The 13,053-nt window shown below is 54.7% G+C and carries 10 protein-coding genes and 1 pseudogene; 5 read left to right on the forward strand and 6 right to left on the reverse strand.

Annotation, left to right across the window (positions count from 1 at the left end; translation table 11 throughout):
- Positions 1-328, forward strand: a pseudogene (locus tag KK078_RS29600) (hypothetical protein); the annotation flags it as partial.
- 122 nt (positions 329-450) lie between these two features.
- Here KK078_RS29600 and KK078_RS29605 read toward each other — a convergent pair.
- The 6 genes from KK078_RS29605 to KK078_RS29630 form a co-directional block, all read right to left on the reverse strand.
- Positions 451-780: a hypothetical protein gene (locus KK078_RS29605; RefSeq protein WP_254094512.1), complete on the reverse strand. Its 330-nt coding sequence runs from the start codon at positions 778-780 to the stop codon at positions 451-453.
- Positions 781-911: 131 nt separating this feature from the next.
- Positions 912-1,658: a LytR/AlgR family response regulator transcription factor gene (locus KK078_RS29610; RefSeq protein ID WP_254094514.1), complete on the reverse strand. Its 747-nt coding sequence runs from the start codon at positions 1,656-1,658 to the stop codon at positions 912-914.
- Entirely contained in the window at positions 1,651-3,669 is a 2,019-nt protein-coding gene (locus tag KK078_RS29615) for a histidine kinase (protein WP_254094516.1), read from the reverse strand. Before KK078_RS29615 ends, KK078_RS29610 begins: the two co-directional genes overlap by 8 nt.
- Positions 3,670-3,671: 2 nt before the next feature.
- Positions 3,672-4,523: a nucleotidyl transferase AbiEii/AbiGii toxin family protein gene (locus KK078_RS29620; RefSeq protein ID WP_254094518.1), complete on the reverse strand. Its 852-nt coding sequence runs from the start codon at positions 4,521-4,523 to the stop codon at positions 3,672-3,674.
- Positions 4,520-5,161, reverse strand: coding sequence for a type IV toxin-antitoxin system AbiEi family antitoxin domain-containing protein (locus tag KK078_RS29625; protein ID WP_254094526.1), 642 nt, complete (start codon positions 5,159-5,161; stop codon positions 4,520-4,522). The genes KK078_RS29620 and KK078_RS29625 overlap by 4 nt, the downstream gene beginning before the upstream one ends.
- Positions 5,162-5,289: 128 nt before the next feature.
- On the reverse strand, positions 5,290-5,949 hold the full coding sequence (locus KK078_RS29630; protein ID WP_254094528.1) for a hypothetical protein: 660 nt from the start codon (positions 5,947-5,949) through the stop codon (positions 5,290-5,292).
- 223 nt (positions 5,950-6,172) lie between these two features.
- On the opposite strand from KK078_RS29630, the gene KK078_RS29635 reads away from it, so the two are divergent.
- The 4 genes from KK078_RS29635 to KK078_RS29650 form a co-directional block, all read left to right on the forward strand.
- Positions 6,173-7,120, forward strand: coding sequence for an RraA family protein (locus KK078_RS29635; RefSeq protein WP_254094530.1), 948 nt, complete (start codon positions 6,173-6,175; stop codon positions 7,118-7,120).
- A gap of 24 nt (positions 7,121-7,144) precedes the next feature.
- Complete coding sequence (locus KK078_RS29640) at positions 7,145-8,428, forward strand: mandelate racemase/muconate lactonizing enzyme family protein (RefSeq protein WP_254094532.1); 1,284 nt, start codon at positions 7,145-7,147, stop codon at positions 8,426-8,428.
- Positions 8,429-8,651: 223 nt separating this feature from the next.
- Positions 8,652-11,825, forward strand: coding sequence for a SusC/RagA family TonB-linked outer membrane protein (locus KK078_RS29645; RefSeq protein WP_254094534.1), 3,174 nt, complete (start codon positions 8,652-8,654; stop codon positions 11,823-11,825).
- Between the two features lie 4 nt (positions 11,826-11,829).
- Positions 11,830-13,053: SusD/RagB family nutrient-binding outer membrane lipoprotein (locus tag KK078_RS29650; RefSeq protein ID WP_254094536.1), on the forward strand; the 1,224-nt coding region annotated here is incomplete at its 3' end.

Genomic DNA, 13,053 nt, shown 5'->3' on the forward strand with positions numbered 1-13,053 from the left:
CCCCCGCGGCCCACCGTCTGATCTCGGGGGGCAGCGCGGCGACTGGCTGTTACAACACGAAGTCGCCACGTGCTTGCTACAGCCGTGTTATGTTCGCAAGCTGATGAAGCAGCTGAACGGCCTGGTGGATGCAGGCAATACGGTGATCGTCGTCGAGCACGATATGCAGGTGGTGGCCGGCAGCGATTGGGTGGTCGATATAGGGCCCGGTGCCGGTGACGAAGGCGGACGGGTGGTGGCAGAAGGGCCGCCGGCCGTGGTAGCAAAGGCTTTGCGAAGCAAAACAGCACCGTACCTGGAGAAAGAGCTGGTTCGGCCGGTGAAATAAAAAAGCCACTTCACGTGAAGCGGCCTTTTTGAGAGAGAAGGATCTTTTCGCGACAGCGGGTCTTTTCGCAAGAGAAAGAGAGAGGGTCCTTTCGCGAGAGAGGGTCTGTACGCGTCTGAGATCTATCCGATAAAAGCAAACTGATTTTCGAACATGGGGCCGACAACCGGGATCGGCTTCTTTTGCATATTCACGGCGTTGATGATCGCGAATACCCAGAGTACCAGGAGAAGAAGTCCGACGTAGTTCAGGAAGAAAAGGAACGGCATGATCATCACGACGATGGTGGTCGCGATGTTGACGGCGATCGCCAGGATAAAGAAGCCGAAGCCCTGTTTCAGATGGTAGGTTACCAGCTCATCCTTGGGGTTCTGGTCGTTGTTCTTGACGAAGGCGATAAGCCATCCGATGATCGTGATGTAGCTTAAGATTGCCAGTGTTTTGTTGCTCATAATAGTGGGGTTTGTTGCGGTTGCTACTAATATGAGGCAAACATAGGGATCGCAGATACGCCGTAAAACAGGCGCTTGGCCTTCGGTGGGGTTCGCTTGGTATCCGACGCGTTTCAGTCCATATTCGTTTTTCAGGAACCGCCGTCTTCCGTCATGAGTTTAAAGAAAGCCTCCTTTTTAGTCCGTGAAAGGGGAATGCTCGTCTTGTCTTTCATCAGGATCAGCCCTTCTTTCGAATAGCTCTGGATGTAGTGAACGTTGATCAGGTGGGACTGGTGCACCCGGAAGAACAGGGGCGGCAACAGCATGTCCTCGTAGTTTTTCAGGGGCTTCGAAACGATGATCTTCCGCCCGTCCGCCAACAGGAATGTAGTGTACGAGCCGGAAGTCTCACAACGCACGATCTCATCGACCTTCACCACGTGCATGGCCTCCAGGGTGGGCAGCACCAGCCGCTCGGGGGCCTTCTGGAGGTTGTCCTGCAATTCTTGCAGCTGCTGCTCGCCGACCACTTTTTCCTGCAGGTCTTTGATCCGGCCGATCGCCAGGCGGAGTTCCTCCGGGTCGATGGGCTTGAGCAGGTAGTCGATGGCGCTGAATTTAAACGCCCGGATGGCATACTCCTCGTACGCCGTGGTGAAGATCAGGCGAAAGCCCCGGTAGTCAAGACGTTGCAGCACATCGAACCCCGTGCCGTCTTTTAAAATGATATCCATAAACACCAGGTCCGGCTTTAAGCGGTTGACCAGCCTGACGGCGTCGTCCACGTGTTCGGCATAGCCGACAACGACCACCGCGTCGCCGGCCACCATTTCCAGTAAAATGGAAAGCGCCTCCCGCAGGCGGTGCTCATCTTCGATAATGACTGCTTTATACATCTTCGTCGACTATAGGAATGTGTAAGATCACGGTACAGCCCGGCCCGTCGGGCGTGCCCTCATGCACGGCAAAGCCGGCCCGGGGATTGTTCTTCATCATCAGTGACAGACGCTCGTCGGTGATCCGGGTCGACAACGACCGGTGCGCATCGTGTGCTTTCCGGCGTTTGGATTCGGCCAGGCCGATGCCGTTGTCGGTAATGGTACAGGTCAGCAGCTTTTCCCCCGCGTCTTCCCGGAACCGGATCTCCAGCAATCCCGGCTGGGCCGGGGGCAGCGGCTTCAACCCATGCTCTACCGCATTCTCTACGAACGGCTGGATCAGCAGGGGCGGTATCCGTATACCCGTCTCGGTTCCTGCGTCGCACACCATGCGGTAGTGAAAGCTGTCGTTCAGCCGAAGCTGTTGCAGCGAGAGGTAGTTATTCAGCGTTTCCATCTCGGCTGCCAGCGATATGGCCCCTGTGCGCGACTGTTCCAGCACCTGGCGTGTAAGTTTTGCAAACTTGCCCAGGTAGGAGACAGCCTGGGCCGTGTCCTTTTGCAGCATCATACTCTGAATGTTGCCCAACGCATTGAAGATAAAATGCGGGTCCATCTGCGAGCTCAGCAGCCGCCGTTCCAGCGAGAGCTTTTCCGCGAGGCTTTCGAGCGTCTCCTTTTCCAGGAGCTGCATGCGGAGCTCGTTGTTGGACTGTTGCTGCTTCAGAATGTCTTCGCGGTTCTGGTAATACCGTTGCCGGTAGTAGTAGGAACGATACATGAACACCAGGCCGATCAGCAACACGATCGCGATGCCGTACCCCAGCAGCTGGTTCTTTCGCTGAAGCTTGTTATCCTCTTCCAGCTGGTGGATCAGCGATGTCTGTCTTTCCGATTCAAAGCGCGCATCGGCATACTGCAGCGTGCGTTGCGTCGACTCGTCGTACTTCAGCTTGTTGTGCTCGACAAACGACTGGTCATAGCGGTAGTAAGACCAGTAATCCCCCCGCCGGGCAGCGATATCTTTCAGATACTCGTAAAATGTAGCCAATATAGCATTGTCCTCGTACGGAAGCGATCGCTGGTAGGCGATCCCTTCCTGAAAGAGCTCTTCGGCAATGGTATATTCTCCCTTCTGCATAAAGTACTGCCCCCGCAAACCGATCGAGCTCCGGTAGATATTCTTCAGGTTGTACTGACGGGCGATCTCGATCGTCTTTTCCAGGTTGAACAAAAAAGCTTCCTCGTCGATGGGCTTCGGACCGTTCATATACAGCACGGCAAGATTGACATACGCTACGCCGATGTTGCTTTTACTGACAATATAGGCGGCATCCCGTTCCGCCAGCAGGACCGTGTGCCGGTAGAAGTCAACCGCTTCGGACCATTGTTCCTGGTCATCAGGCTCCGCCTCGTCCAGCAGGTAGCTCCCCACGGCCAGGCGTGCGTGGAGGATACTCTCGGGGTCGCCTGTCTGCATGGCGTAGGAGAGGGCTTCGTCGGCATATTTTTTCGCCCGCGAGGGCGACGCAGACGCAAACAGGTAAGAGATATCCGCCCCGATCCGGGCGCAAAGATCGTACGCTTTCAGCGAGGCAAAGAGCCTGTACGCATCCAGCAGGTAGTCCAATGCCCGGGCGTTGTCTTCTATATAGGATTTGAGCGCGCCCATGGCCATCGCGCTATACGCGTTTGCCCGCGGGCTGTTTGTCTTTCCTGCTTCCAGGTATGAAGAGTCGGCATAACGGGTAAAGTCTTTCAGGTGCAGGAGCCGTCTGTGCGTCAGCGCCAGGTAAGCATAGCAGATCGATTTGTCTTCCACGCTGTTTTGCTGCCGCGCCAACGTCAGCGCCATCTGCTGCATGTTCAGGCTGGCCACCGTGTCGGTAAAGCGCTGCGCATAGCCCTCCATGGCCATTGTTTCGATCGTGGAGGGTGACTGCCCTTTGGCGGATAGCGGCAACAGCAGCGCCCCCAGGACGACCAGGGCGGGCAAACAACGCGGGAGGAAATAGAGGAACAAATGCACGATTACCTTACCCTTAAATGTTCCGCTAAGTCATCGAAATACTTCTGAGACCAGATAGCAAGCCGGGTACCGTCGGGAATAAACCGAACGGCATCGGCTTTCACTTTTTCCATATCCACCGAGTGGATCCTGTCGGTCAATAACGTTCTGAGTTGTTGTTCCGTCACTGTATTGTCGGGCAGATCACCACTTCCTTGTGCGCGCTCAAGGAAGTGTTCTAGATCCATCGCAATCCCTTTCTTTATATACCATTCGAAATCGTACCAATCCCGACCTTTTACATTCTCCCTCCATTTGCGAAAAAGCAGCGCATGCAGTTTGCCGGCAAACAGATTCGGTAGCGTAAAGCATTTCACGTAGAATGAGAAAGGTCGTAGCAGCAGTTTCTCCTCTGTTTCAAAGCCGACCGGCGGCATGGTATCGACTTCAATCTTTATCTTGATGCTGGCTTGCTGTTGGAGACCGCTTTGCGGAATGATACCTTCCAGTACAAGCTCTCTCCAAATTGTTTCAGATTTCAAAAAAGCAGAATCGACATGAGTGTCCTTTGCTTTTTTCTTTTCTTTTACCGACACCTGCATCCCGAGAGCTTGAAACTCGGTCTGAACGGCATCGAGGTATTTATCCAACGAAAAATCAGGTTCGGGTTGCAGTAGGGAAAAATCCAGGTCTTCTGAAAAACGATCCAGACCGTGAAATATGCGAAGGGCAGTGCCGCCATAAAATGCGGCCTTCTCAAAAAAACCACCGCGATACAACCCGGCCAACGCGACTTCCTGCATGATCTCGCGAAGGGCTGATTGTGCTTCGTCTTTATTCCTGGGATTATATTCCGCCAGCCAGTCTTTGATCATAATTCCTGAATTACATGGACGGCCATGGACAGACTTTCTTCTTTTAAACTTCCTTTGATCCAGCCCGTCATTTCTTTTGTATCGAGTTGCCGCAAAAGATCTTCGTCCATCCGCATGTTTTCAAGCAGGAATTCTCTTGCTGCTTTCCTGCTGCGGAGTAACAACCCTGAAGTCGTGATGATCTTATCAAACAATGCTTTCTCCGGAGAAGCAACCATGGCATATTGATCGTCGGCTAATTTTTCGGATCGGACGCCAAAGGCATAGTAAGGCAATGAAAGTCGCGTATAGGTAAAGGTGCCCAGGGAGGTAGCGAATTTGCGGGGAGCCTGCGTGGTCATGGACGCAATTTCATAAACACGTTCTGGAATAAGGCCGTGATAGGATAATGCGGTTTCAACAGACACATAGCTTGGCCCCAGGATGTGATTCGCCAGCAGGAACGGTTCTGGTTTTCGATCGATGTTCAACGCCGGGCCAGCAACGTATAACCCTTTTTTGATCGACTGAATTACACCCTCCTTCGCTAACTGATAAATTTTATCATTCGGCCGCTCATAGTCCTTAAAAATGGACACCAGCAATTGATGGGACAACGGCTGGTTTGAGAAATGTGTAAGGGCGGATCGATAATCCATTATCTGTAATATTTTACAAAGATAAACGAAATATTTCAGATTATGTTGTTGATATTTTGCAATATATCGAGCACAAAGCCGGGAAAAACCTGTGGATCAATGCCACGATCGTCAACGGATGTCCGGTTTTACTGTTTGTTAACGGGGGGGGCGGTCTCCCGGACGTACTCCTGGAACCGCTTAATGCCGGTGAACAAGACCTGGCTTTTCAGCCATTCTTCCATGAGCTCCTTTTCGCCGTCTTTTGCGAACCGGGCGATGTCTGCCTGCACGGTGGGATTTTTCATGACAAAGCCCCTGGTGAAACCGCTGATGTATGCATTGTCTCGGTTCCGTAAGTCCTCATAAAATTTTTCAAGGTTCGTTACACGCGTCCGAAGGTCCTCTTCCTTGTCACGCAGGCGCAGCTCCCGCATTTCGTTTGCTTTATTGGCAATCTCCGTTTTCTCCGAGAGAACAGCGGCCTTTTCCGTCCGCGCTTCCTGGTACTTGGCGAGCGCTTCATCCATCAGTCGCTGGGCTTGGTTTTTGTCTTCCTCCAGCTTCTCCACTTCGTCCGCAAAATGCTGTCGTTGCTCGGCCAGCACGGCTTCGGTCTTGCTCTTGATCTGCCAGATGGTGATCGTCGTTCCGGTAAACGCAATGACCAGCGTGGTGATGACGGAAATGAACGGGATCTGCGCCCACAGGGGCTTTCGCAAATTTCTGATCTCTTCCTGAAGCTTTAGTTTTTGCAGCTGTTCAATGGTGAGGGCGTCGAGGGTATCGGTCTCCTGCGTTGAGGGCATATAGGTAATGGTGGCGTTACGTTACTAAAGTAAAACATAATTTTTCAAATAACCAGGCTGCAAATGTTTCCGGGCATCCAGGCTAAAAACCGCTGGTTTAAAACGTGTGTGTAAAATCTTTCAGCGACGATTAATAGAAGTTTATTTCCCGCGTGTTGAGAATCTTTAGTACATATTCACCGTGGCCCCGCCGGGACGCAGGGTGAATGATAATCCTTTCGTTATGATAAAGATAAAAATGTTGCTGCTCATCGGTTGCGTCGTGCACGGCATGACGGCCCTGGGCCAGCAGATCTCCAGGGACGAGCTTATATTTCTGACGCCCGAATGGAAAGGAGACCGGTATACCGACGGCCGGCCGAAAGTTCCCGACGCGATCCTCGACCGGATGAAGCGGGTCACGCTGGAAGAAGCGTGGGCCGTGCTGCGCAACGAGAACTACAAACATCAATACGACGACGGATGGGTAATGATCAACCCCGACAGTGTCCTCGTCGGCCGGGCCGTCACGGCCACGTTCATGCCCGGGCGCCCCGACATTCACCAGGTAATAGACGACCGCGGCCACCAGCGGGATAAACGGATCAAATCGCAGAATTCATGGCCCATCGATATGCTGACACGGCGCGATGTATATGTCGTCGATCAATTCGGCGCGCACGAAGACGGACCGACGATCGGCGACAACCTGGGGAACTCCATCTTTGCCAAAACCGGCAACGGCATAGTATATAATGGCGCCGTCCGCGACATCAACGGTCTGCGGGAGATCGGTTCCTTTACTTCTTTTTTCCGTGCCTACCATCCCTCGCATCACCTGAACGATCCGAAAGGGCAGCTTAATACGACCCTGGTGGGGATCAATACCCCCACGCGGATCGGCAAGGCCACCGTCATGCCCGGCGACGTGGTGTTGGGGCGCGACGGAGGCGTGATCTTCATCCCGGCGCATCTGGCCGAAAAAGTGGTAAAGACTTCCGAGATCGTACGCCTGCGCGACATGTTCGGCCATCAACGCCTGCGCGAGCAAAAGTATACACCGGGGCAGATCGATTCGCGGTGGTCCGACGATATTGAAAAGGACTTTTCGCAATGGCTCACCCACAACATCGACAAGCTGCCGGTGCCCAAAGAACAAATCCAGGAATTGCTAAAGCAACGCACGTGGTAACGCGTGCCGATAACCCCTACAGGAATGTCAAACAGTACATCAAGAAGAGCTTTTTTTAAGAAGGCCATGACGGCGGGCGCGGCCGTGTCGGCAGCCGGTACGTTGTTTGGAGAAGGTCTCGTACAGGCCGCCGCGCGAACCTCCATGGATTCGAAGCCGGCCGACCTGAAGATCACCGAAGTGCAGTGTGCCTTTATCCGGTACGGTCACGGACTCTTTGTGAAGATCCATACCAACCAGGGCATCTATGGCTGTGGCGAGGGTGTGGATGCCGTGGCCGGCACCTATCATTTTGTCAAGATGCTGGAACGAAGACTGAAAGGCAAGAATCCGCTGAACGTGCACCGTCTTTTTGACGAGCTGCGCAAGTCCGGCGTTTTTGAAGGTGCCCAATCGGGTATGTTTGTCGCGGTGTTGTCGGCGATCGAGACCGCGCTCTGGGATATCATGGGCAAAGCCCTGGGGGTTCCGGTATATCAGCTGCTCGGCGGGAAGTTCCGGGACAAGATCCGGGTGTACTGCGACACCGCGCTCTACCAACAGAACCTGCCGACGCCGGACGATTTCGCGAAGGCTGCCACCGACGCAAAGAAGATGGGCTTTACCGCCATCAAGTTCGACCTCGATCAGCGGAACGACCCCCGTAAATATGATCTGTACAACTGGACGGCAAGTCCCGGCGAGCTGACGCGAATGGTCGATCAGGTAACGGCGGCACGCCAGGCTGTCGGTCCGGCCATCGATATCTGCTGTGATATGCACGGACGCTATGATACCGTTACCGGCCAGCAAGTGGCCAGGAGACTGGAGCCTCTTAACCTCATGTGGCTGGAGGAACCTATTCCCGCCGAGAACCCCGAAGCCTACAAACTTATTTCAGACTCCACGGCAACGCCCATCTGCGCCGGCGAGAATCTTTTCCTGGCCTATGGCTTCCGGCGGATGCTGGAGATCGGCGCGGTCGATATCATTATGCCCGACCTGCAAAAGGTAGGAGGGTTGGGAGAAGGGCAGCGCATCGCGAATCTGGCCAGCCTGTATTATGTGCCCTTCGCGCCCCACATGGTCGCATCCTATTTAGGAGCGATGGCATCCTGCCACGTATGCGCCTCCGTGCCGAATTTTATGATCCTGGAATGGCAATCGTATTTCCATACCGACCCGATGTTTAAGGACATCGTCACCTTCGACGGTCCCATGGTAGAGAATGGGTTTATCACCCTTTCCGAGAAACCCGGCATCGGTGTCGATATCAATGAAGACGGTATGAAGAAGTACGCAACGGAGGGCTATCCGTTCTTTAAATAAGACGGCATTCATCCTTTCCCGGAGTCATTCGTTACCGCAAGCGTTCTGCGGCAGGCTCTCCTTTGCCGTAGCATGATCGTCATCGATCTATAGCACGATCGCAATCGTGTGCAATATTCAACGGTGTTTGTTATTGGAAGTTTAGCGGGGAAGGTGCTGCTACCTTCGTTTCCAGCGCGCTCGTCGAATAGCCGCGCAGATCTTTAACCCTAACCTATTCACCATGCGAAAACACTACTTTATAGTATTGATCGGTACACTATATATGGTGTGCCATCACACGGCAGCCTCCGGCCTGGCGGCACGCGCCCAGCAGCAAACCGTTCGGGGCACCGTGACCGACGAAAGCGGCGCTGCGTTTCCGGGCGTCAATGTCATTGTACAGGGAACAGGTATAGGTACCGTCACCGGTGCCGAAGGCACGTACTCGTTGGATATCCCGCCGGGCAGCACGACGCTCGTTTTTTCCTTTGTAGGATATCTCGTGCAGTCGGTTCCGCTCGAGGGTAGAACGACGATCGATGTTGCCCTCGCGCCCGATGTGGCGTCGCTCGACGAGGTCGTCATCACGGCGCTGGGTATTCAAAAGGAATCGAAGAAGCTGGGGTATGCCGTGGAGACGGTGCAGATGGATGCCTTGCGTCAGAACAGAACCGTGAACGTGGGCGAATCGCTCGAAGGAAAAGTAGCGGGATTGGATATCTCGCCGCCCTCTTCGGGCGCGGGCGCCAGTACGAAGATCCGCCTGCGCGGGCAGTCCGGCTTTGCGGGCGCCAATAACTCGCCGCTGATCGTGATCAACGGTCTGCCCATGGACCAGGGAGCCCTCGGCGCAAACGGCAACGATTCGCGCGATCGCGGCGACAATCTCCAGGTCGTAAACCCCGACGACATCGAAAGCATGACGGTGCTGAAAGGCGCCACGGCCGCGGCGCTGTACGGTTCCCGGGCGGCGAACGGCGCGGTGATCATTACGACGAAATCCGGTCGCGTGGGCCAGGGCATCGGCGTGGAGCTTAATTCCAATTTCACCCTGGGGCGGGTAATGGACTTCACCGATTTTCAACACGAGTTTGGTCAGGGACAATTGGGTAACAGACCGACCACACAAGGTAACGCCGTCTCGACCGGCATGTTGGGATGGGGCGCAAGGCTGGACGGCGAGCCGACGATCAACTTCGACGGCAAGACAAGACCCTATGTGGCCAATCCCGATCGCATCAAAGAATTTTTCCGCGATGCCACCACGTTTGCCAATACCGTGGCGGTATCCGGCGGAGGAAGCAACGGCAGCTTCCGGCTTTCCTATTCCAAAACCGACGCAAAGGGCATCACGCCGGATAACTCCTATGCAAAGGACATCGCCAACCTGGGGCTACACCAGAACGTCAGCGACAAGCTCAGCGTAGCCGCCAATATAAACTTCTCGCATGAGATCAACCGGAACCCGCCACAGGTAGGCGTACAAGGACCCGGCGCCGCCAATTTCCTCTACCGCATGTCCACCTCCGTGCCGCTGTCGGCGCTGGAGGAAAGTGCCGTGGCGCCCAACGGTACCGAGACACCCACCTCCGGTTTTCAGACCACGCTGATCAACCCGTATTTCCAGATGGGCCGGCAGTTCTATAAAAGCAAGAAGGACCGGTTCCTCGGCACGGCAACCCTGCGGTATACGTTAACGGATTGGCTCTATATCCAGGGCCGGTATAACTACGACTATAGTGTAACATTGGCCGAGTTTAATACACCCACGGGAATGGGTACGTCGACGCCCTACAACGCCGCCGGTACAGCCTTTAACGGCACCTATGACGCGAACGATACACAAGGCACACAGGTGAATACCGACTTCCTGCTGGGCGCCGACAAAACGGTTGGACACTTTTCCGTCGATGCCAGCGTCGGGGGGAATATCTTTAAACGCAGCAGTCGCATCGCCAACCTCAGCGTGCGCGAGTTTACGATCCGCGATGTATATTCGTTTGCCAACGGGGTGATCAAGACCAACGTCGATGATACACGCCTGACCGACTATACCATTACCCGCGACCAGGTCAATTCCCTGTACGGACTACTGGAGTTTGGCTACAAAGGAATGGTATACCTCAACATTACCGGCCGGCAGGACTGGTTCTCGGTGTTGAATCCCGACAATAACAGCGAGTTTTATCCGTCGGTGTCGGGCAGCTTTATTTTCTCGGAGGTGTTACCCGAGGCAACGTGGCTGTCGTATGGCAAGCTGCGGGGCTCCTGGGCGCGGGTGGGAAGCGCCAACGGGGTCTTGCCGTTCGAGCGGGACCTGCTCTACGGCCTGGTGCAAAATCAGTTCAACGGACAGACGCTGGGAACGATCCCCGGCACGACCTCCCCGAATAAATCGCTCACACCCTTTACCGTGACCGAGAAAGAGATCGGCCTGGAAGTACGCCTGCTGGAGAGCAAGGTCCGGCTGGATATCGCCGCGTATGAAAAAGTGACCACCGACCAGATCCTGAACGTCCAGATCTCCAATGCTTCCGGCTACCTGGATACCAAGCGGAATATCGGGTCTTTGCAAAACCGCGGAATGGAATTTATGCTGGAGGTGGTGCCGGTTCAAAACGGTTCGTTCAAATGGACAAGCTCCTTTAACACGGCGCTCAATACAACGGAAGTGCTGGCCCTGGCGCCCGGTGTCAGGAGATTTACCGTACAGTCGTTCACCGGCAACGAGTTTATCGGATCGCTGGTATACGAGGTCGGCTTGCCGCTCAACCAGCTTTCCGCACGCACCTATTTGCGGAATGAGAATGGAGACATCGTGGTCAATGACAACGGTACCCTGATAGCGTCTGCGCAGAATGTGAATTTCGGCAGCGCGCTTCCCAAGTGGACAGGCGGTTGGGTGAACACGTTCTCGTACAAACATCTGAGCCTGATGGTACACTTCGATTACAAGGTGGGCGGGAAGATCCTTTCATCCACCGCCTTGAACGGGCTGCGGCAGGGACATACCAAAGCCTCGCTGGTTGGGCGTCGCGAAGGCGAAAGCGGGGTGGTATTGGATGCCGTATATGCCAGCGGCGAAAGGAACACGAGTGCGGTGAACCCGCAAGACTTCTATACCGGTTACCGCAATGCGCAGATCGCCGATCCCTTCATTTTCAAATCGGACTTTGTGAAGCTGAGGAATATAATGCTCACCTATGATTTCACGTCCCTGATGAAGAGCCGGGTAAAGTTCATCCAGGGGCTGACGTTGTCTGCGTCCTGCCGGAACGTGGCGATCCTGTACAAGGACCTCGCCGACCTGGATCCGGAAGCGTTCGCGTCTTCGGGCGACAACCGCGTGGGGTATGAACAAACGTCGCTGCCGACGACCCGCAATTACAGCATTAACCTGAATGTTAAATTCTAAGAACATGACCATGAAAAAATACCTGCTCCTGCTGATCTGCAGCGCGGTCCTCGTCCTGGGCGGTTGTGACCACGACTTTGCCGAAATGAACAAGAATCCCTACGGCATCACCACCATCAACCCGGCGCTGTTGTTTGCCAACGCCGTACGGACCACGCATCCGGGTTCCTGGGAAGGTGAGCAAACCATTGTACAGCAGTTTTTGAACGCCTACGATCTCGGGGCTACTTCCGGGTTTAATTTTAACCTGGACAACAACAATTTTAATATGCCCAAGTGGAACACCAACTATGAAAATACCATCAAGTTGCTGGCACAAGCGATCGCCCTGGCCGAAGAAGACCCGCAGCCGAACGTGAACCTGATGAGCATGATGCGCATCTGGCGGGCCCATGTATTTATGACGTTGGTGGACACCTACGGCGATGTTCCGTATACCGAGGCGGGCAGAGCATACCTGGATCAGAATTTCTTCCCGGTATATAACGACGACCAGGAGATCTACGAGGACCTGTACCGGGAGCTGACGTCGGCATCCGCGGCGCTGGACCCCGCCGGGAGCTATGTGCCGGAAGACCTGTTCTACGGATCTTCTTCCGCTACGCCCGCCGTCACGGCCGACGTTCAGGTGGCAAAATGGAAAAAGCTGGGGTATTCGTTGTTGCTGCGGCTGGGCATGCGTTACTCGAAGATCGACCCGGACAAGGCGGGCGATATCGTGTCGGAAGCCGTCAATGCCGGTGTGATGGACACAAACGCGGACGATGCATACCTGCGGTTCACCACGGCCTATCCCAACCAGCTGAACAACGGCCCGCGAACCATCAACCCCCGGTACTACTACCTGGCCGAACCGTTCGTCGATCAGCTGAAGGGAACGGATGACCCCCGGGCGAAGTATATCTGGGGTAAATATACCGAGCCGAACGATGCGCCGAATGCCGTGCCCGATGTGGCGCCGGAAAACCAGTTCGGCTTTCCCGTGGGCTATAATCAGAATACCGTGGTCGATCATCCGGCGTACAAGGGAACCGCGGGCCAGGGCTTCAACTACACACAGCTGAACTTCAGTGTGGTGGGCAGTGCCGTGGCGCCTGTTTTCTTCGTGACGCATGCACAGACCAAACTGTTGATGGCAGAAGCTGCGTACCACGGCTGGATCGGCGGCTCCGCGCAGCAATATTATGAAGGTCTCGTTATCACAAAGACGAGCCCACGAGACTTCTTC

This window comes from Dawidia soli (genome assembly GCF_018598185.1).
Lineage (GTDB): Bacteria > Bacteroidota > Bacteroidia > Cytophagales > Cyclobacteriaceae > Ohtaekwangia > Ohtaekwangia soli.

Bases quoted from the DNA above. Each gene is read 5' to 3' on its own strand.
- KK078_RS29605 (WP_254094512.1), bottom strand. From the start codon at position 780: ATGAGCAACAAAACACTGGCAATCTTAAGCTACATCACGATCATCGGA.
- KK078_RS29645 (WP_254094534.1), top strand. From the start codon at position 8,652: ATGCGAAAACACTACTTTATAGTATTGATCGGTACACTATATATGGTG.
- KK078_RS29625 (WP_254094526.1), bottom strand. From the start codon at position 5,161: ATGGATTATCGATCCGCCCTTACACATTTCTCAAACCAGCCGTTGTCC.
- KK078_RS29610 (WP_254094514.1), bottom strand. From the start codon at position 1,658: ATGTATAAAGCAGTCATTATCGAAGATGAGCACCGCCTGCGGGAGGCG.
- KK078_RS29640 (WP_254094532.1), top strand. From the start codon at position 7,145: ATGTCAAACAGTACATCAAGAAGAGCTTTTTTTAAGAAGGCCATGACG.
- KK078_RS29620 (WP_254094518.1), bottom strand. From the start codon at position 4,523: ATGATCAAAGACTGGCTGGCGGAATATAATCCCAGGAATAAAGACGAA.
- KK078_RS29635 (WP_254094530.1), top strand. From the start codon at position 6,173: ATGATAAAGATAAAAATGTTGCTGCTCATCGGTTGCGTCGTGCACGGC.
- KK078_RS29630 (WP_254094528.1), bottom strand. From the start codon at position 5,949: ATGCCCTCAACGCAGGAGACCGATACCCTCGACGCCCTCACCATTGAA.